Here is an 18886-nt window from a genome sequence, read left to right as displayed (position 1 = left end):
GTAGTCTCTTTTTTGTTTGGGACTTACTGAAGTTTATTGGAGGGTCTTATATTGAAACAATATTATTTACAGACCAAAGCTAAAGTCTTAGAAGAACTAAAGACGGCTAGCGGTGGTTTGTCATCTCAGCAGGCTAAGGACAACTTAGCTAAGTATGGCAAGAACGTCTTAATTGAAGGCAAAAAGAAGACACCATTGCAGGTCTTTTTAGAACAATTTAAAGACTTAATGGTAATTATCTTAATTATCGCCGCTGTCATTTCTGCCTTTACTGGCGAACTTGAAAGTACTTTGGTAATTATCGCTGTCTTAATCCTGAATGCAATTTTAGGTACTGTGCAGCACATCAAGGCTGAAAAATCGCTTGAATCATTAAAGTCCCTGTCCTCGCCTAGCGCCAAGGTCTTGCGTGATGGCAAAAAGATTGAAATTGATTCAAAAGATGTTGTACCCGGCGATATTATGCTCTTAGAAGCCGGTGACATGGTCACAGCCGACGGCCGTATTTTGGACAACTTCTCACTGCAAGTTAATGAAAGTTCTTTAACTGGTGAATCAACCAACATTGATAAGGCAGATGTAGAATTTGATCACGAAATGCCGCTTGGCGATCGCATTAACATGGTTTACTCGAGTTCTTTAGTAACTTATGGTCGTGCTAATGTGGTAGTTACCGCCACAGGGATGAACACAGAAATCGGTAAGATCGCTTCCTTGATGAATGAAACCAAGGAACGTCGTACCCCATTGCAAATTTCACTGGATAAGTTCTCTTCCAAACTGGCTACAGCAATTTTAATCATCTGTGCTATCGTGCTTGGTTTGCAAATCTGGCGTGGTCAGCCAATTATGGATGCCCTGCTCTTTGCAGTAGCATTGGCTGTAGCCGCAATTCCTGAAGCTTTAAGTTCAATCGTAACCATCGTGCAAGCTATGGGTACGCAAAAAATGGCCAAGGAAAATGCCATTATTAAAAACTTGGCTGCCGTTGAATCACTTGGTTCAGTATCAGTTATTTGTTCTGACAAGACCGGTACTTTAACTCAAAACAAGATGACAGTCCAAGATATCTATATCGGTGGCAAAACCCTTAAGCCAAATCAACTTAATCTAGACAATCAATTGCACCGTTACTTACTATATGATGCAGTGTTAAACAACGATTCTAGCTTAGTTAATGGTAAGGGAATCGGTGACCCAACTGAATACGCATTATTAGAAATGTACCGCCAAGTACCTGGTATCGACTTAGGTGATAAAGGTTTAGGCATATCAGAAGAAGATTTAAGAGGACTGTTAACTCGTAAGCAAGAAGTTCCTTTTGACTCTGACAGAAAATTGATGAGTACTAAGCACCTGATTCATACAGTTCCTACTATCTTCGTTAAGGGTGCAATCGATGTCTTGCTTGATCGCTGCGTCAACATCAGATTAGATGATGAAGTTCGCCCAATCACTGAAGAAGATAAGAAGCAAATCTTAGCTCAAAACCAACACTTCTCAGAAAATGGTTTGCGTGTTTTGACCTTCGCTTATAAAGAAAGCGATGAAGATTTAACCCCTGAAACAGAAAACGGCTTTACTTTCATTGGTTTGGTATCTGAAATGGATCCACCTCGTGAAGAAAGTATTGAAGCTGTTGCCAGAGCTAAAAAGGCTGGTATTCGCACTGTAATGATTACTGGTGACCACAAGGTTACTGCAGTTGCTATTGCTAAAAAGATCGGCATCTTCAATGATGGCGACATGGCTGTTACTGGTCTTGAACTTGATAAGATGAGTGATGAAGAGCTTGGGCAAAAGATTGAAAAAATCGCCGTTTATGCTCGTGTATCTCCTGAAAACAAGATCAGGATCGTTAACGCATGGCAAAAGAAAGATCACATTGTTTCTATGACTGGTGACGGTGTTAACGATGCCCCTGCTTTGAAGAAAGCCGACATTGGTGTTGCTATGGGTATCACAGGTACAGAAGTATCTAAAGATGCTGCCAGCATGATCTTGGCTGATGATAACTTCGCAACTATCATTAAGGCTGTTGCAAATGGTAGAACTGTTTTTGAAAACATTAAAAATGCTATTATGTACCTGCTTTCAGGTAACTTGTCAGCCATCATCACAGTACTATTTGCCTCAATCGGTGGCTTCTCAGTTCCATTTGTCGCTGTGCAATTACTGTTCATTAACTTAGTTACTGACTCTCTTCCAGCTTTAGCAATCGGTGTGGAACCGGGTGCTCCTGATATCTTGGATAGAAAGCCACGTGATCCTAAGGTTGGTATCTTGAATAAGTCATTAGTTACCAAGGTAGGACTTCAAGGTTTGATCATTGCAGTCGGCGTAATTACCGCCTTCATGATTGGTCGTCAAACTAGTCCAGCTGTTGCATGTACGATGGCCTTCTCTACTTTGACATTTGCTAGATTGCTTCACGGTTTCAACTGCCGTTCACAACACAGCATTTTCAAGATTGGCTTCAAGAAGAACTGGTACAGCTTAGCTGCATTTGCCGTAGGTACTTTGCTTTTAGCATTAATCTTATTTGTACCTGCATTGCACGGGTTGTTTGCAGTAACTCCTTTAACTGGCAATCAACTTCTTTGGATTATTGGCTCAGCCTTAGCGCCAACCATTTTGATTCAAATTGTAAAAGTAATCAGTGAACAAAGAAGATAATTAGAAACGGTTCTGTTTTTTTGCAGAACCGTTTTTTTCTTGGGTATTTTTTTGTTAGGATAGAGATGTATTTAAATGTAATGAGGATATAACAAACAATGATAAAAAATGCAAAACAAATATTGCGAAGACCATTTACTACTAATATAACCGCTCGTCTCATACGTGCAATTGCAGTTGGTCTAGTTACTGGGCTGATCGTTAGTATCTTCCGTTGGATTATTGATCAAACAATGCAACTGCTTTATCGTCTTTACTCACAAATGGCAGCTCATCAAGTTTTGATTCTTCCTTATATTCTATTAATGATATTTATTACTTTTATACTAGGAAAAATCACCGCACCTTACCTTGATCAAGTTATTGGCTCTGGCGTTCCACAAATTGAGGCTATTTTTCTTAATGAGAACCAAATGCCATGGTGGTCAATTCTCTGGCGTAAATTTATCGGCGGACTTTTAGCAATTTGCCCAGGTTTAATGTTAGGTCGTGAAGGTCCCTGTATCGAAATGGGAGCTATGATTAGCCAAGGACTAGCAGAAAAGACTTTCAAAACCGATGCAGAAGGACTTAAAGAAATGCAAGAATGTGGTGTGGCTGCAGGATTAGCTGCTGCTTTTAGTGCACCCATTGCTGGAGCACTTTTCTTAGTCGAAGAGATTTCCTTCAGTTTCAAACCTAGAAAAGTTATTTCCATTTTGGCGGCCACTTTTTCCGCCGATTTTGTGACTATCCTTTTCTTTGGTAACAAGCCTTGCCTATACTTGCCAGTAAACGGATATTTACCAGTAAAAATATACTGGTCATTACCATTAATTGGTATTGCATTAGGCTTACTAGCTTATCTCTACCAATATGTTTTGTTAAGTTTAAAGCCATGGTTTAACAAAATAAAGAAACTGCCAGCCACCATTATTCCATTTGTCTTAATTATTCCCGTTGGACTTTGGAATGCTCGTTTATTAGGTGGTTCCCATGTACTAATTGATGATTTATTCAATAATAATCTTGGCTTACACCAAATCAGTTCTTGGAGCTTTATCACAATTCCTATTTTGCTCTTTATGATTCGCTTTATTTTTTCAATGCTCTCATATGGTTCATCAGTTCCCGGAGGTATTTTTATGCCAATCCTGGTACTTGGTGCTCTTTTAGGCATTATTTGCGCTAACTTATTGATTAAAGCACAGATCATCGCACCAATGTATTACCCACACATTTTGGTTATCTCTATGGCTGCCTACTTTGGAGCGATCGAAAAAGCCCTATTCGCTGCAATTATGCTACTAACAGAAATGGTAGGTACGATCCAACAAGTTCTACCAATGATTATCACAGTTTTCTTTGCTTACTACGTCCCCGATCTATTGGGCGGTAAACCAATCTATGAAGCTCTACGCTTACAAATGAATTATCATAAATTGAATTAAAGAAGCTATGCACGACTCTTGTCGCGCATTTTCTTTTGCTCTATATTGAACTTATATAGAAAGTAGCTGTGATTATGCGACACTTTAAATTTTTAAAGAAAATAATTGTTTTAACCATGTTATTAGGCGCAGTTGGTTCAGTGGAAATATTCTGTCCACCTACCAACGTACAAGCAACCGCACATAAAAAAATAAGAAACAAAAGAAAAGTTACTAAGATTAAAATTGATTCTGGCAGGAAAAACAGGAAAATCAAGCAAAAAAAAGAGCAAATCTAAGAAAAATCGTATTCCAACTGCGAATGTTTTAATCTACTTAAACTCTCATAATCCCGATTATGAATTAGTTCAAAAAGCACTGAAGGCATGGAATAAGACCAAAGCTTTTTGCTTTAGACAAGTTAAGAATCTTAAAAAAACTAATATTTTAATCACTAGTGGCAATTATGGTGAGACAACTTGGGCAGGAATGACTCAAATGGCAAATGTTCCTCGTGGATATCTTTATGGTTCGATCATTTACCTTAATGATTACTATCTCAATCAACTCAGTTCTCATATTCAACTAGCGGTGGCTGAACATGAATTAGGTCATGCACATAATGACACTGAACCATCTGTTATGAACCCAGCAGTATCAGATGAAAATGCCTATACTATTCAAAAATGTGATATTGAAGCAGTAAAAAGAATTTATCACAAGAGATAACAAAAATGGTTGTCATTTTGACAACCATTTTGGCTCTATAATTTTTCCTGTTGATGACTTATCTATATGATAAGCTGTTAACAGGATTTTTTATTGCAAAAAAGAGGACATAGTCCTCTTCAATAAAAATCGTTTCCACACAAATTCTTATAAATAAAGGTGATTTCTATGTCCTCTCTTAATCATTGTATTAAATTCGAGCTTGATGTTAAAGATGAAAATATTGTTTTTAAAGATTATTTCTATAAATCGATCAAACTGCAAAAGCATAAAATCTATGAAGCTGAATTGCTTCAACCGGCTTGTCCTTTCTGCGGCTCCCTAGATCTCTTACACAATGGCCATTTGATTACCAACATTCACTATCCGACAGCTAATGCAAGTTTACCGGTCATTATCAGATTGGCTAAGCAACGAGTTAAATGTCGCGCTTGTGAGTGCTGGTCTATGGCTCAGTCTGAATTGGTAAATAAATACTGTTCTATTTCTAATGCCTCTAAGCTTAAAGTATTGTCAGCTTTAACTGAAGATCGATCTATGACCAGCATTGCCAGAGAAAACAATATTTCAATTAATACTGTTCAAAGAGTACTGGGCAACTGTTCACACCGGTTTATTGATAGCTACGAATATTTGCCAGCTCATTTAGCTTTTGATGAGTTTAAAGGAGTCGACCGTCAGCTGCACTTTATCTGCTTAGACGGCGATAGTCATCAAGTCGTGCAGATTCTTAGAACTCGCTACAAGAAGACGCTGCTTAAGTATTTTGGTCGTTTCTCGCCCCAAGCTAGAGCTAACGTTAAGACGGTCACGATGGATCTTAATTTTTACTATCAAGATATCGTCAGAGCTTGTTTTCCTAACTCTCAGATTGTCATCGATCGTTTTCATATGATTCAAATGCTTACGCGTTCTTTCAACTCACTAAGAGTCCAAGTCATGAAGACCTTTGATAAAAGATCCAGACAGTATCAGCTGCTCAAATCTCCCTGGAAATTATACTTGAAGAAGTTTGATGAGCTTGAAAAAGTTCATCCTCGCTACAACTGGCATTACAAAGACTGCTTAACTCAAGCACAAGTAGTTACAGAAGGCATTAACACCAGCACTGCTTTAGAGAATTCATATAACCTGATGCAAAGCTTTATTCAAGCCGTTGAAACTGGCAATACGCATGAGCTCAAATCGTTAATCAACTGCCAAGATCAAATTGGAACTTTAATGCACAAAACACTATTAACCTTTAAGCATAATCTAACAGCTGTGCTTAACGGAGCAGCCCTGCCTTATTCTAACGGCTGTCTTGAAGGCTTCAATCGCAAAATCAAACAAAATGAGCGAACAGCCTTCGGCTATTCTAACTTTATCAATCTTTTAACCAGAATTCGTTTAGAGGAAAACTTGTTTAAAGAAAAAGAACCAAACAGCCTTTTAATGGCCGCTTGATTCTATTCATTTACTCTCTATCAACAGGATTTGACAAAGAGCCACCATTTTTTAATACTAAAGATAAAACTTTATTTTTTCAGTATCAAAATAAAGCTTCCATTTTTCATAAAGCTTCCATTTTTCGCAAATATACTCATACTGAGCAGATATAACATCACTTAACTTATTGATGTCGTGATTACTAATTTTACTTCCATTAGTAGCCAGAATACAACCATGATCACTTGTTAACCAGAATATAGTTGCATGTTTAGTAGGTCTTCCTTTAGAAACATGCACATGTATTGGTTCATTGTTTTCATTTGACCAAAAGTAAATCAAGTAACCAGAAACTGAAAACAAATTAGGCATTATTAATTCCACCTAAACGTGCATATTTATAAACCGTTGCTGCATTTTGATGTGAGAATTGTTCAAATTCCTTAATCTTTTTATCACTGAATCCTTCATTGAAAAGCCACTTATACTGCGGCAAAGCAATACGTGCTTCCCTAAAGCCATTTTTACACGGCTGTTCAAAATTTATCCAAACTGAGTTATCTTTCTTTATCTCTGAATGAGTGACTATCAATTCATTTGGAAATTCAATATATGGATAAAGCATTTTTTTACCTTTTCTTATGAAAAAATCTAACATAGTTTTCTCCTTTCTATTTTACCTACCAATATTTTTTACGCAAAAAAAGAGAACTTTTGCTTCATTTTTCATAAGATTTATAAATTTTTAATATTTAAAAAGCAGCTTCACACCAGTGTGAAACTACTATTACTAATTACTCATTTCTACTTCTTCATTTGTCTTCTCTTTCACTCTAAAAGTGACCATCATTACTATGAAACTAAGAGCAAAAGCAATCACATTGACCAACCAACCTAGACTATAAGAGCCAGTCTGATCAAAGAATAAGCCAATCAAATAAACTGAAGCTGACATAGCAAAGGCTCCAATCATATTGATAATTGAAAGGATATTGCTGTAATCTCTTTCACCCAAAATTTGTCTGATTAAATAAGGCAAAGCTACAAGACATACACCCTGTCCTAAACCTAAAATTACAGCTGAAAGAATCAATAGATTACTTTCTTTAAGCATCGCTTGACCAGCCCAGCCAATCACACCAAAGAGTGAGTAAATCAAAAGAACCAATTTTGCATTAAAGCGATCTAAAAAGTAACCAATAGAGATTTTCCCAATAGCTGCTCCAATCATCACACCTGATACTACAGTTGCTGCAGTAATTGGAGAAATACCAATATTAGTAATATGACCAGATATGTGTTGAACTGATCCAGATACAAATTGCAGAGCTAACATGGCAAAGGCTAATGCATAGAACACAGGCATTTTCAATGCTTGTTTCAGATCAAGACCACTTAAGTTCTTTCTCTTAATTTGTGTTTCCTTACCATATGCTGGAAATCTTTTGGAAGGTACTGGTTTAATTGAAAGAGCTAGTGGTACCAAGATTAATCCTAAAAGCAGTGCTTCTCCAACGAAGCCACCTTGCCATCCAAATTGCTTAATAATTTCCGCAATGATTGGATTAAAAATTGTTCCACCAAGTGCCGATAGTCCAAGAGAAATACCCATTACTGTACCCAATTTTTCATTGAACCATTTACTTAGTAAAACCGGAATTGATAAAGTAATAGCAATTGGCTGACAAACACCAATTATTATCCAAGCAAGATAAAAATGAAGCAAGTTATTGGCAAAAGCCAAGCTCATCATACTAATAGAAATTAAGGCAAAACATGCCGTTAATAACCAACGTAGATTACTTTTTGCCATAATTTTTCCTGCAAAAAGCAAAGCAATTGCGGCTGCCGCATTTTGAAAAGTCGTCATCAAGGCAACTTGAGCTCGACCTACTCCAAATTCATTACTAATTGGTCCAAAGAACAATCCGATCGTATTCACGATTAGTCCAAAACCAATCATTGAAATAAAACAACATACAATAAAAATCCACCAAGGAAATAAAGTCTTCTTCTGTGTCACTTCTTTTCCAACTTTCTAAAAATTATCTTTTTTTATTATAAGGAAAAATTGATTACTTGTGTTTTAAGAAAAGTTAAAATTATGTACGAAAAAATAAAGATATCTCTAACTTTTGAGACATCTTTATTTTCTAGTCTTATTTTTTAAATTAATTCTTTTTAAGGTATGGCTTAACGATTTCCAATAGTTCTTCCATTGCCTTCAAACTATCCAAGTTTTGAATTGAAAATGGTTTACCAGGTTCTGCAGGAGTACCATTATCTAAGAACAAATAAACATTCCCCTTAAATACGTTAAGATTTACACCCAATGTATCAACACTAGTATTAGTTTCACGAAGCATTAAAGCTGTGTAACACAAATTGTCCTTTAAATGATGATATACGCTCCAGCTATCTGAATTCTTAACGCTCTTTTCAATTTCTTGAATAATTTCTTGGTCCGTCATAACTTTTTCCTTTCTAAAACTTTTAATTTTTATTGATCTTTTTCTAGCTCAATCATAACATTATTAAGAAATAAGTTCGATCTAAAGACACGAAAAGGTACTAAAAGAAAATAACTTTTAGTACCTTTTAAAACCTATTTAAATTATCTATTCAACCATCTATTAACTAAACTCTTGTATTGTCCTAAAGTTAAAGAACCTTTATTATTTTTGCTTGAAGCATTATAAACATCGGCATAACCATAATTATTATCAGTCATATGAGCCATCCCCATAATACGGTGATTTCGGTTAACCAAATTAGTGTAGTGTCCTGCAACTTTATAACCATGAGCGCCCATTACTGCATCAGTGTATGCTTGATTATCCCAGTTTGGATGAAATTCAAGTGATTTCAAACTAGAATTCTTTCTAACATCTTCCTTCCAGTTATTCTTCTCGGTCATCCAAATAGTAATTGGCTCACTCCCAGCTGAGATGCTTTCCAAACTATCCTCATACTTATAGTATTGTGGGTGATGTACTCCACCTTGTTTTTGATAATCGGCATCAATCATTGAAATAGCAGTTAAGATTGGCGATACCTTTAGTCTTCTTGAACCAACTTTAGCTCTAGCTGAATTGGCATTCTCCAAATCTTGGATTGAAGCTTTAAGATTAGCAGCACTCGTAGCATCCTTGGCTGCACCCAATTTGACATACTTATTAAACCAAGATGGTGCACTCTGACTAGATAAGCTTCCCGTTCTAAGCAATTTAGCAGCAGTTCGAGCTTCACTTCTTTGTGCAGCTGACAATGACTTTTGACTAGCTAAAAAACTCATAAAACTTGCAGCATTTTTTTGATTAGAAACTGTAGCTGAAACAGATGAATTATTAGAATTGTTTAACTTTGAAGCAACACTAGATTTTTTCAAACGAGCATTACTTTTACGGATATATTTGTTAGCTCCAACCTTATAATAGCTTCTACCATGGATACGCTTAGATAAAGCATGACCAATATATGAGCCTTTCAAATAATATTTGCTTGTCCGATGACCACGGCTATTGTAAACAAAAGCTTTTGATCTAACTACGATACTAGCAGCAGATACTTTTTGACTACTAAAGTTAGTTACTGTACCTAACGATAATAATGCAATTGCTGAAATTAAAAATCTCTTATTCATCTTTTTTCCTCCCAAAATAATCTACATATTTTTACTCATATTCTAGCAGGAAATTAGAACTTCTTATATACAAATATAACCGTATAACTAAAATAAACTAGTCATATACTCGTTTATTGCGCGCTGTTGCATTTCTTCCCAGCTATTGAATCTAGTTTCTTTTTTAACAAATTGATCAACGATCTTTTTATCTAAATGATCAATATCTGGAAAACTCTTAGCTCCTAATTCCTTCACAAAAACATCAATAGTTACAAACGAAGTATTCTTTTGCATAAAGCGAGGATTAAACAAGTCCTCATAAGAAATCGCTTGGCGTGAGCCCTGTTCAGCCGCCACTTTTTTCAAATTATTCTTAAATTGTTCTTTTTCTTGATTCATTATTCCACCTCATTATTTTAAAAGTATACCACGAAAATATCTGTAAACTTTTCCTATTATAGTTATAATTAGAAACAGAATAAGTAACCCTTAGGAGTTGGTAAAATGGTTAACCGTTATAAGAGTGTTTTTGATATCATCGGACCTGTCATGGTTGGTCCCTCAAGTTCTCATACAGCCGGTGTAGTGGCAATTGGTCGAGCAGGAAATAAAATCTTTGGTGGCGTTCCTCCTAAAGTTACAGTCCACTATTATGATTCTTTCGCGCAAACTCATAGAGGACATGGCACCGACTATGCCATCGCTGCTGGTTTATTGGGAATGAAAACTGATGATCTTCGGGTGCCTCAAGCTATTGAAATTGCCCGAGAACAAGGTATGGATCTAAGATTCGTAGAAGAAAAAAGTGAAAGTCCTATTAACCACCCTAATACGGCGATCCTAGACATGTATGATGACCATAAGAAGATTAGGTTAGCCGGGTGTTCAATCGGTGGCGGTGCAATTGAAATTCGTCAAATTATCATGGATAGCGAAGAAATCATTCCTTCAGGAACTTTACCAATTATCCTATTTATTGATAAGACTAAGAACCTACAAAACGAGGAAAAGATGACAGAGTTGCTAAATAAAGAAGCACCTTTCAGAAAAAAACAGGTTTTCAAAGCAGAACATTGCAATATTTATGAATATGACATCAGGAATTATTTAAAACCAGCTTTAATCAGTAAATTAAAAACTACTTTTAAAACAGTAATCATTCTATAAAGCGAGACCAAAATGTATAACCATATTAAAGAAATAGTCGCAGATTCTGAAAAACTTCACTTACCGATCTCTGAATTAATTATCAGACAGGAAATCCAATTATCTGGCCTTCCTCGCGAAGAAATTTGGAATAAAATGAAATACAATCTTACAACCATGCAAAAGGCAGTCGAAAAAGGCCGGAAAGGTAATGGCGTTTTTTCTAAGACTGGTTTAACCGGTGGCGAGGCAGTTAAAATCAAAAAATATCGTGAACAACATAATACTCTCTCAGGCGATACTATAATGTACGCAGTCCAAAACGCCATTGCTACCAACGAAGTTAACGCAGCCATGGGCGTAATTTGTGCTACACCCACCGCTGGTTCTTCAGGTACTTTACCAGGAGTTTTATTTCTGCTTAAAAAGAGATTGAACTTAACTGAAGAGCAAATGATTCGTTTTCTCTTTACTGCTGGTGGCTTTGGTTTAGTTATTGCCAATAATGCAGAAATTGCCGGTGCCACAGGTGGTTGTCAAGCAGAAGTTGGTTCAGCTTCTGCTATGGGAGCTGCTGCAGCAATTGAAGCAGCTGGTGGAACTGCAGAGCAAAGCGCTCAGGCATTATCTATCGCTATGTCTAATTTACTAGGTTTAGTTTGTGATCCAATTGCTGGCTTAGTTGAAGTTCCCTGCGTAAAAAGAAATGCAATCGGTGCTGGAAATGCTTTAATTGCAGCAGATATGGCATTAGCGGGATGCACCAGCGTCATTCCTGCAGATGAATGCATTGATGCAATGAAAAAAGTTGGCCATCAAATGCCAGCATCCCTTCGTGAAACCGGAATTGGCAGCTTAGCCGGCACACCTACTGGTCAAGCAATCAAAGCTAAGATTTTTGGCAAGGATGTTTAAACATGCGTGATAGCGAAACAATCAAAAATGACATTATCAATCATCTAGCTAAGGTAATCGATCCTGAATTAAATATCGATATAGTCAATTTAGGCTTAATTTATGGTATCGATTTAGATGAAGATGGCATTTGTCTGATCAATATGACTTTAACTACCCCAGCTTGTCCACTTACCCAGTTTTTAATTGATAAAATCAAAGCAGAAGTAGAACAAGTAGAAGAAGTTAAAAATGTAGACGTCGAATTCGTCTGGTATCCTGTTTGGTCACCAAATAAGATGAGCGACACAGCTAAAAAATATTTTGGCATAGAATAAAGAGAAGTAATTCCAAGTTTGAATTACTTCTCTTTTCATTTTTGATTTACTTTAGCAAAATGTCGCTAGGCACAATTCCTTTACCAAAGTATGGTTTAAGTTCAATTTGATAATCTTTTTTGAAGAAACCTTCAGCAGTCAAACGATCGATTTGTTTATTAGTCCACTTCAGTAATGATTTGTTACCCTTCTTAACAGCAGGTGCAATAAATTGGTGAGGACCAATTGATCTAATTCCGACTACATATTGCGGATTCTTTTTAATCCAGGCATATAAGTAGGAGTTATCATCAGCTAATGCAGCTCCTCGCTTATTTTTCATTGCATTAAATTGCTGGGTTTCTGAATCAAAACGTAAAAGCTTTATTCCAGGACGGTTAGCAAAGTAGTTTTCACCCGTTGATCCTTTCAAAAGAATCAATTGTTTCCCTCGCAATTGCTTTTCACTGGTAATCGGGTGACTCTTAGGTGAAACGACACCAGTTGATACTTTCATGTAAGGATGGGCAAAATCTACTACTTCTGCTCTTTCTGGAGTCTTGGTAAAGTTGGCTAAGACCATATCTACTTTATTAGAATTCAATGCGTCAACCCGGTTATTTCCGTTAAGTTGGGTAAATCGTGGTTTCACACCTAATTCTTTAGCTAATTCTCGTGCAAGTCGCAAATCAAAACCAACCCGTTTACCTTGAGAGTTAACCCAACCATATGGTGGTAAGTCGCCATAAACACCAATTCGAATATAACCTCGACGCTTAATTTGGGTCACACTATTATTGTTACTCCAACCGCCACCACCAGCAGAACGAGCTAGATATGGTTTAGTTAAACCCATATAAGCTGAAGCTAACACTACGACAGCGGCAATTACACTAATAATAGTGTTGAATATCTTTCGTCCACTCATAGTTTCATCCCCCTAGAAGTCCATATCAGTGAGGAATTGCTGAGCTCTTTCAGATTGTGGTTCAGTAAAGAACTGTTCACAAGGAGTTTTCTCAAGAATCCTGCCTTTTTCCAAAAAGAGGACTTGATCAGCGACACGTTTAGCAAAGTTCATTTGGTGAGTAACTAAGACCATCGTCATATGATCATTTTCTGAAAGCTTTTTAACAATATCTTCAATACCACGAACCATTTCAGGGTCAAGAGATGCAGTAATTTCATCAAGTAGAATAATTTCAGGCTTCATAACTAAGGTACGGACAATTGCCACTCTTTGTTGTTGACCACCAGATAATTCTCGAGGATACGTGTCAGCATATTGATCCATATTTACCCGTTTTAACAAATGATGTGCTTCTTGTTCTACTTCTGCTCGATCCCGTTTTTGGACCTTTGTAGGTGCCAAAAGAATATTTTGCATTACTGTTAGGTTTGGAAAAAGATCATATGATTGAAAAACCATGCCAATCTTTTGTCGAATAGCTTGCCATTCTTTTTGAGAGGACTGGACCTTTTTACCATGAAAGACAATCTCACCATTTTTATAATTTTCCAAACCATTCAGTGTTCTTAAGAGTGTTGATTTACCTGAACCTGAGGGACCCAGAATCGCCAAAACTTCACCCTTTTTCAAATTAAAGCTAATATCGTGAAGTGCTTGCCAGTCACCATAAAACTTGTTTAGATGTTCCACTTTTAAAATTTCTTCAGTCATTTTTCTCACCTATTTTTGCTTTGCCATTAAACTCTTTGCCCATACTGATAAAGGATAATCCAGGATAAAGTAAAAGAAGAAGATCAAACCATAAACCCAGAAAACACCTGTTGGGAATTTTTGATTATTTGCTTCAATAATTTGTTGTCCAACATTGATAACATCCATTACACTGATCAACATTAAAATAGAAGTTGTTTTAATTACTCTTGTTGCCAAGTTGATTGTAGCTGGCAATTCCAATTTGAATGCTTGCGGTAACAAAACATATAAGAAAAGTTGCGTCTTGCTCAATCCTAAAGCTAGACCGCTTTCCTTTTGCGCTAATGGTACGGATTGCAAAGCCCCACGAACAATATCACTGAATTCCGCTGCTACCCAAAGCGAAAATGCTAAAACTGCCATCCAAGTGCCAGGCCAGTTAATATGCAAGCTTCTAGGCAAAATGTAATAAACCAAATAAAGTAGAACTACACTAGGTAAAATTCTAAAGATTTCCATGTAGACTCTTAAAATGCAACGAATGATCTTATTTGGCATTGTACGAAGAACGCCAAAGACAGTACCAATAAGCAATCCAATAAAAATTGACAAAGCAGCAATCCAAATAGATGTCCATAAACCAACTAGTAGTCGGTCAAAGTTGCTGCCGCTAAATAAGACATTAATCCCCGAATGCGCCATAACGAACTTTCCTTTCTAGCCAGTTTAAAAGTAAAATTACTGGAATCATAATAATTGCATACCCGATAACCAACATTAATAGATATTCATTAGACCGGTAATACATCCCGATCAAATCCAATGCCGTATTGGTCAATTCAGGAATCGCAATCACTGTAAAAATAGATGTTTCCTTAATTAGAAAAATCACATTGGCTGCCAAAGCTGGCATACTTAAGGCAAAACCTTGAGGAAATACAACGTATCTTGCTAATTGAAAGCGATTCATCCCTAATGCTTCGCCTGAATTAATCTGACTATCCGTTACACCTTGAAAGCCACCGGTAAAACCTTCTGCCATGTAGCCTCCACCCAGGAAAATCAAACCAATAATACCAGCGGTAACTGATGACATTCGCCAACCAATTACCGGTAATGCATAATACAAAAAGAAAAGTTGAATTAAAAGCGGTGTATTGCGTGCCAATTCGACATAAGCTGTTGCAATCTGACTTAAGATCGGGGTCTTAAAGTATTGCAGCAAACTTGCAATGACTCCAACAATGATTGAGCCAATAATCCCAACCAATGATAGCCAAACAGTAAGAACGAAGCCATGCCCATATGCTGGCAATGCCTGCTGTATAATGGTCCAATCCATTTACATACCTCTCATTCATTAAAATATCTTACTTTAATGTGAATAATAATAGTCTTATTAATATAAGTCAAATAAATTTTTAATTTTTGTTTATTATTTCAAAAAATCATATAATATTTAACAGATTTAAAAAAGAGGCGAGGAGAAAACAGATGTATGTTTATTATCAAATTGGCATCTTAGTAGGGATGATTGTAGTAGCATTTGCTATTCACATTTTACGTCAAGCTATTAATGGGAGTTCTCCGTTCATTATGTTTAATTACCTTTTTGCCCTATCAATTTCCATTGGTGGAATTTTTATTATTGTCGCTAGTTTAGCAGCTATGCAACCGCAGAATTGGTACACTAGCAGCCCTCTTGGGAGGATTTTAATTGCAAGTTAAAAAATGATCCATTACTTTAATTGGTAGTGGATCATTTTACTTTTATTCTATTCGACTAGTACCTGTTGCATAATTAAAATAATTTAAATCGAATACTTAACAACGTTTCTTAAATCGACTACAAAGCAAATCGCATAGATGAAACAGATAAACTCAATCAGACCATACTGTGATAACTTAACTAAGCCAAACAATAGCACAACAGCCAGACTAATAAAAATAAAGTCGAAACAATTGTTAATCCTCGACTATCAAAAGGATCAGGAAATTTATCTAATTCTTCACTTATTTCTTTAAGTTCTTGTGCCGATAGACGTCTAATTTGTTTATACTCTTTTGAAGCTATGAAGAAGTTGCCAGTAATTATGAAAATTAAAGCTAGTGTATTTAAATACACGTCCAAATCATGAGTGAGAGATTATTTTGAGCTCGTGCATGGGCTAAGAAGATAACACTAATTAAACCCAACGCATCCCCAAAAAGGCTCACTAAATACTTTCTACGTAATTTCTTTCTTACATCTTTATTTTCAACATCAATTATTTCTTTCTTCATAATCACTAAACCTACCCTTAAAAGTCATTGCAAGTTAAATTATAATGCGAACATATGTATGGATCTAGTGATTAGAGCAATCTTTTTCTATTCACAATTTATTTAGCATAGCCAACCTTGTACCAAACACTATTTGCAGCTGCTGGTTTTAATGAGTAGTTTACAATCTTATTATTGACTGCCTGAATTGAATATGAATTAGTCATTGGCACAATATAAGCTTCATCGTTCATATATTGTTGCCACCTATGAAAAGCTGCTACCCGGTACTTGTGATTGAATGCCTTAGTTGAATCAATCTCATTTAATAATTTATTGTTTTCCTTAGTAGCAAATCTAGAGTCATTCATTGGGTTAGTTTCGCTGTATATCCCTCTTGGTGAAGGCTCTGATGACAATGACCAAGCTGCCATAAACATATCAACATTTTTATCATCGTGGTCCAGTTTGTCGTAGAAGGAATTGAACTCAATTAATCTGCCACCAGTTAAGCTGACATGCAAGCCGATTTTATGCCACTGTTGAATATAATTCTGAATAATCGGCTCTTGCACTGCGGAACCTGTCATTGCGGCCAAGTGAATACTCAAAGGCTTGCCATTAGGTTGAACCCTCCATTTGCCTTTCTTCTTGTAGCCAGCTTTATCCAATAATTGGTTGGCTTTCTTTAAATTGTATGGAAAGCCTTTTGCATTTTTATCGAAGTAATCGCCAAATTGAGCAGGAATCAAAGTTGGCACTCTGAAAGTCAAACCTTGCGTGTATCTCTTTTCAACTTGATTAATATTCATGGCATAGGCAATTGCCTGACGCAAAGATTTATTGTTCATCTTGGCATTCTTATCCATGACATTCTTGCCATTCTCCCACTTCCCGACTTTGAAGCCTAAGTAACTATATGCAAGAGGAATCTTCTCAATAAATTTAACATCTTTGGCAGTTTTAACGGCTTGCCAATCAGAGTTAACTACATCTGCAATATCAAACTTGTGACTCTTAATCGCTTGGCTAGCTGTCTTAGTTGAAACAACTTGCGCCACAATCTTATTCAACTTTGGTTTACCTCTCCAATAATATTTATTAGGAACCCAAGTTACTGACTGACCTCTGACAACTTTGCTAACTTTATATGGACCAAAGAATAATGGATCCTTTCTGATTTGATCTGATGAAACTAATTTACTAAAAGGTACATCCTTTAAATGATGGTATGGAGCTGCTGTTTCAATGAAATAATCATTACCAGATTGCAACATCCCTGGCTTCATTGCTAAAAAGTGAATGACGATAGTTCTGCCATTTTCACCATCAGGATAAGTTATGCCTGAAATAGTTTTCGCTTTGCCATTGTGATAGGCTTTCATTCCCACAATATTAGCTAGAGAATCTGAGTACAGCAGACTGTTGGTAGCTTTGTTGGTAGTCATTTCATATGGATATTCCAAATCCTTAGCAATAACTTGCTTACCATCGGACCACTTAACTCCTTTCTTAACAGTAATTGTTACTGTCTTGGCTTTCTTGTCTAATTTAAAAGTAGCTGGGCCTTTATTAGTTATCTTATATTGATTATCAGTATCGAACAAAGCCTCATTACCAAATTGCATTACGTCTGAATCCACTTGATCAACTGATAACTGACTATCAAAAATTCCTTTAAAAGGAGTATCAGTTTCAATAGCATAGGTTAAAGTTCCACCCTGTTTTGCTGTCTTTTGTGGGGTTTGTTCAGGGAACTTCTTCGCAGTCTTGGCTGCATTCTTATTATTTTGACCACATGCAGCTAAACTTAAAGCTGCACCAATAAGTAAACCGGTAGTACTGATAAATTTAATAGCTTTCATAGTCATTTCTCTTTTCTAAAAAAATAAAAAAAGGCCCACATCCCAATTAAGGAATGTGAACCTTCATAGAATAATTAGTAAATCAATTATCTGAGATTAGGATCGCCACACACCATAATTTAGGATCACAAATAAACCATCATTTTGGTGGCGGCGTCGTAATTCTACTGTTAATGCGCTTTGTGATTCTAACATGATATGTGACTCCTTTCTTAAATGAATTTAATGTTATATTAATCTTTCTTTTAGCTGTTGTCAATAAATATTTTAGAATTTTTTATCGACATAAAAAGCACCGTCAAACGACAGCGCTTCAATATTTTTCTACTTTTCAGCTAACTTGGTAGCCTCTTCTGCAGTATTTTGAGTCTTAACTTTCAAACCTTTGAAAATAACATCACTCGCCTTTACATAAACACTACCAACATTTTGCTTAACCCAAGTGTATTGATATTTACTATGTGGATCACGCATTGAAAAAGTAGTACCAATTAAGTGATAGAAAAGTTCTGCTTTCTTTTCACTAGGTACCCAAATGTAACGAGCATAATCAACCTGATAATTGTTCTCAGGCAAAAAGTTGCCACGAGCTGCCTTTTCCAAATATTTGCCACCTAAATCAACTAACTGACCTTGATCATTGTAAAGTGGTGTAGTCTTTTCTAGGCCTTGTTTAAAAGTAACCAACGATTGAGTTGATTCCGCAAAATTATGATTATCATCCATGAAGAATCTAAAGCTAAAATTACCCTCATCTTCATCTGGATAATCACCTGCATCAGTCCAGTACAAGAATTGATCCTTGGTGCCAGCTATTCTGACATACAATTGTGGGTCAGTGTAGTCAGTATCGATCAAAACCTGATCAATCT

Annotated in this window: 21 protein-coding genes; 8 read left to right on the top strand and 13 right to left on the bottom strand. The window is 36.3% G+C overall.

Annotated features, from left to right (window positions below; translation table 11 throughout):
* Positions 1-51: 51 nt before the first annotated feature.
* The 4 genes from AADV52_RS01515 (at position 52) to AADV52_RS01500 (ending at position 6260) form a co-directional block, all read left to right on the top strand.
* Positions 52-2676, top strand: coding sequence for a cation-translocating P-type ATPase (locus tag AADV52_RS01515; protein WP_014918543.1), 2625 nt, complete (start codon positions 52-54; stop codon positions 2674-2676).
* A 98-nt stretch (positions 2677-2774) separates the two neighbouring features.
* On the top strand, positions 2775-4106 hold the full coding sequence (locus AADV52_RS01510; protein ID WP_014918542.1) for a ClC family H(+)/Cl(-) exchange transporter: 1332 nt from the start codon (positions 2775-2777) through the stop codon (positions 4104-4106).
* Positions 4107-4331: 225 nt separating this feature from the next.
* Entirely contained in the window at positions 4332-4814 is a 483-nt protein-coding gene (locus AADV52_RS01505; RefSeq protein ID WP_014918541.1) for a matrixin family metalloprotease, read from the top strand.
* A 168-nt stretch (positions 4815-4982) separates the two neighbouring features.
* The gene (locus tag AADV52_RS01500; protein WP_126096173.1) at positions 4983-6260 is read left to right on the top strand and encodes an ISL3 family transposase; all 1278 of its coding nucleotides are present in this window, start codon (positions 4983-4985) and stop codon (positions 6258-6260) included.
* 57 nt (positions 6261-6317) lie between these two features.
* Here the strand turns inward: AADV52_RS01500 and AADV52_RS01495 are convergent, their stop codons facing one another.
* From AADV52_RS01495 to AADV52_RS01470, 6 genes are all read right to left on the bottom strand, one after another.
* Positions 6318-6614, bottom strand: a complete 297-nt coding sequence (locus AADV52_RS01495) for a DUF4160 domain-containing protein (RefSeq protein ID WP_014918538.1) — start codon at positions 6612-6614, stop codon at positions 6318-6320.
* Positions 6607-6900, bottom strand: a complete 294-nt coding sequence (locus AADV52_RS01490) for a hypothetical protein (protein WP_014918537.1) — start codon at positions 6898-6900, stop codon at positions 6607-6609. The genes AADV52_RS01495 and AADV52_RS01490 overlap by 8 nt, the downstream gene beginning before the upstream one ends.
* 132 nt (positions 6901-7032) lie before the next feature.
* A complete protein-coding gene (locus AADV52_RS01485; protein ID WP_014918536.1) occupies positions 7033-8265 on the bottom strand; it encodes an MFS transporter in 1233 nt (410 codons plus the stop codon).
* Between the two features lie 148 nt (positions 8266-8413).
* Positions 8414-8713, bottom strand: a complete 300-nt coding sequence (locus tag AADV52_RS01480) for a hypothetical protein (RefSeq protein ID WP_014918535.1) — start codon at positions 8711-8713, stop codon at positions 8414-8416.
* Between the two features lie 143 nt (positions 8714-8856).
* The gene (locus AADV52_RS01475) at positions 8857-9885 is read right to left on the bottom strand and encodes an SLAP domain-containing protein (RefSeq protein WP_014918534.1); all 1029 of its coding nucleotides are present in this window, start codon (positions 9883-9885) and stop codon (positions 8857-8859) included.
* 87 nt (positions 9886-9972) lie between these two features.
* Positions 9973-10266 (bottom strand): hypothetical protein, encoded by a 294-nt coding sequence (locus AADV52_RS01470; protein WP_014563321.1) that lies wholly within the window; start codon positions 10264-10266, stop codon positions 9973-9975.
* A gap of 105 nt (positions 10267-10371) precedes the next feature.
* On the opposite strand from AADV52_RS01470, the gene AADV52_RS01465 reads away from it, so the two are divergent.
* The 3 genes from AADV52_RS01465 to AADV52_RS01455 are packed head-to-tail and all read left to right on the top strand — an operon-like array spanning position 10372 to position 12245.
* On the top strand, positions 10372-11034 hold the full coding sequence (locus AADV52_RS01465; protein WP_014918533.1) for a serine dehydratase beta chain: 663 nt from the start codon (positions 10372-10374) through the stop codon (positions 11032-11034).
* A 12-nt stretch (positions 11035-11046) separates the two neighbouring features.
* Positions 11047-11928, top strand: coding sequence for an L-serine ammonia-lyase, iron-sulfur-dependent, subunit alpha (gene sdaAA, locus AADV52_RS01460; RefSeq protein WP_014918532.1), 882 nt, complete (start codon positions 11047-11049; stop codon positions 11926-11928).
* 2 nt (positions 11929-11930) lie between these two features.
* Entirely contained in the window at positions 11931-12245 is a 315-nt protein-coding gene (locus tag AADV52_RS01455; protein WP_003631275.1) for a metal-sulfur cluster assembly factor, read from the top strand.
* Between the two features lie 46 nt (positions 12246-12291).
* Here the strand turns inward: AADV52_RS01455 and AADV52_RS01450 are convergent, their stop codons facing one another.
* The 4 genes from AADV52_RS01450 to AADV52_RS01435 are packed head-to-tail and all read right to left on the bottom strand — an operon-like array spanning position 12292 to position 15229.
* On the bottom strand, positions 12292-13152 hold the full coding sequence (locus AADV52_RS01450; protein ID WP_007126420.1) for a transporter substrate-binding domain-containing protein: 861 nt from the start codon (positions 13150-13152) through the stop codon (positions 12292-12294).
* Between the two features lie 12 nt (positions 13153-13164).
* A complete protein-coding gene (locus tag AADV52_RS01445; protein WP_014563319.1) occupies positions 13165-13905 on the bottom strand; it encodes an amino acid ABC transporter ATP-binding protein in 741 nt (246 codons plus the stop codon).
* Positions 13906-13914: 9 nt separating this feature from the next.
* The gene (locus AADV52_RS01440; protein WP_014563318.1) at positions 13915-14589 is read right to left on the bottom strand and encodes an amino acid ABC transporter permease; all 675 of its coding nucleotides are present in this window, start codon (positions 14587-14589) and stop codon (positions 13915-13917) included.
* Complete coding sequence (locus AADV52_RS01435; protein WP_003627894.1) at positions 14570-15229, bottom strand: amino acid ABC transporter permease; 660 nt, start codon at positions 15227-15229, stop codon at positions 14570-14572. Before AADV52_RS01435 ends, AADV52_RS01440 begins: the two co-directional genes overlap by 20 nt.
* A 152-nt stretch (positions 15230-15381) precedes the next feature.
* Here AADV52_RS01435 and AADV52_RS01430 point away from each other — a divergent pair, with 152 nt between their 5' ends.
* The gene (locus AADV52_RS01430; protein WP_014918531.1) at positions 15382-15615 is read left to right on the top strand and encodes a hypothetical protein; all 234 of its coding nucleotides are present in this window, start codon (positions 15382-15384) and stop codon (positions 15613-15615) included.
* Between the two features lie 387 nt (positions 15616-16002).
* Here the strand turns inward: AADV52_RS01430 and AADV52_RS01425 are convergent, their stop codons facing one another.
* The 3 genes from AADV52_RS01425 to AADV52_RS01415 all read right to left on the bottom strand — a co-directional run bounded on the left by AADV52_RS01425 (position 16003) and on the right by AADV52_RS01415 (position 18872).
* Entirely contained in the window at positions 16003-16170 is a 168-nt protein-coding gene (locus AADV52_RS01425) for a hypothetical protein (protein WP_003627887.1), read from the bottom strand.
* Between the two features lie 98 nt (positions 16171-16268).
* A complete protein-coding gene (locus tag AADV52_RS01420) occupies positions 16269-18014 on the bottom strand; it encodes an oligopeptide ABC transporter substrate-binding protein (protein WP_014918530.1) in 1746 nt (581 codons plus the stop codon).
* Positions 18015-18338: 324 nt separating this feature from the next.
* Positions 18339-18872, bottom strand: coding sequence for a hypothetical protein (locus AADV52_RS01415; RefSeq protein WP_041808687.1), 534 nt, complete (start codon positions 18870-18872; stop codon positions 18339-18341).
* Between the last annotated feature and the right edge of the window lie 14 nt (positions 18873-18886).

Origin of the sequence: Lactobacillus helveticus, from assembly GCF_046109915.1 — a bacterium.
Taxonomy (GTDB): Bacteria; Bacillota; Bacilli; order Lactobacillales; family Lactobacillaceae; genus Lactobacillus; species Lactobacillus helveticus.
Note: the sequence above shows the minus strand (reverse complement) of the source record. Positions and strands in the feature narration are given on the sequence as shown.

What these genes read in the sequence shown, in the direction of transcription:
- AADV52_RS01455 (WP_003631275.1), top strand. Translation starts at nt 11,931, where the DNA reads ATGCGTGATAGCGAAACAATCAAAAATGACATTATCAATCATCTAGCT.
- AADV52_RS01500 (WP_126096173.1), top strand. Translation starts at nt 4,983, where the DNA reads ATGTCCTCTCTTAATCATTGTATTAAATTCGAGCTTGATGTTAAAGAT.
- AADV52_RS01450 (WP_007126420.1), bottom strand. Translation starts at nt 13,152, where the DNA reads ATGAGTGGACGAAAGATATTCAACACTATTATTAGTGTAATTGCCGCT.
- AADV52_RS01465 (WP_014918533.1), top strand. Translation starts at nt 10,372, where the DNA reads ATGGTTAACCGTTATAAGAGTGTTTTTGATATCATCGGACCTGTCATG.
- AADV52_RS01445 (WP_014563319.1), bottom strand. Translation starts at nt 13,905, where the DNA reads ATGACTGAAGAAATTTTAAAAGTGGAACATCTAAACAAGTTTTATGGT.
- AADV52_RS01470 (WP_014563321.1), bottom strand. Translation starts at nt 10,266, where the DNA reads ATGAATCAAGAAAAAGAACAATTTAAGAATAATTTGAAAAAAGTGGCG.
- AADV52_RS01435 (WP_003627894.1), bottom strand. Translation starts at nt 15,229, where the DNA reads ATGGATTGGACCATTATACAGCAGGCATTGCCAGCATATGGGCATGGC.
- AADV52_RS01490 (WP_014918537.1), bottom strand. Translation starts at nt 6,900, where the DNA reads ATGTTAGATTTTTTCATAAGAAAAGGTAAAAAAATGCTTTATCCATAT.
- AADV52_RS01425 (WP_003627887.1), bottom strand. Translation starts at nt 16,170, where the DNA reads ATGAAGAAAGAAATAATTGATGTTGAAAATAAAGATGTAAGAAAGAAA.
- AADV52_RS01495 (WP_014918538.1), bottom strand. Translation starts at nt 6,614, where the DNA reads ATGCCTAATTTGTTTTCAGTTTCTGGTTACTTGATTTACTTTTGGTCA.
- AADV52_RS01480 (WP_014918535.1), bottom strand. Translation starts at nt 8,713, where the DNA reads ATGACGGACCAAGAAATTATTCAAGAAATTGAAAAGAGCGTTAAGAAT.
- AADV52_RS01510 (WP_014918542.1), top strand. Translation starts at nt 2,775, where the DNA reads ATGATAAAAAATGCAAAACAAATATTGCGAAGACCATTTACTACTAAT.
- AADV52_RS01475 (WP_014918534.1), bottom strand. Translation starts at nt 9,885, where the DNA reads ATGAATAAGAGATTTTTAATTTCAGCAATTGCATTATTATCGTTAGGT.
- AADV52_RS01420 (WP_014918530.1), bottom strand. Translation starts at nt 18,014, where the DNA reads ATGAAAGCTATTAAATTTATCAGTACTACCGGTTTACTTATTGGTGCA.
- sdaAA (WP_014918532.1), top strand. Translation starts at nt 11,047, where the DNA reads ATGTATAACCATATTAAAGAAATAGTCGCAGATTCTGAAAAACTTCAC.
- AADV52_RS01440 (WP_014563318.1), bottom strand. Translation starts at nt 14,589, where the DNA reads ATGGCGCATTCGGGGATTAATGTCTTATTTAGCGGCAGCAACTTTGAC.
- AADV52_RS01430 (WP_014918531.1), top strand. Translation starts at nt 15,382, where the DNA reads ATGTATGTTTATTATCAAATTGGCATCTTAGTAGGGATGATTGTAGTA.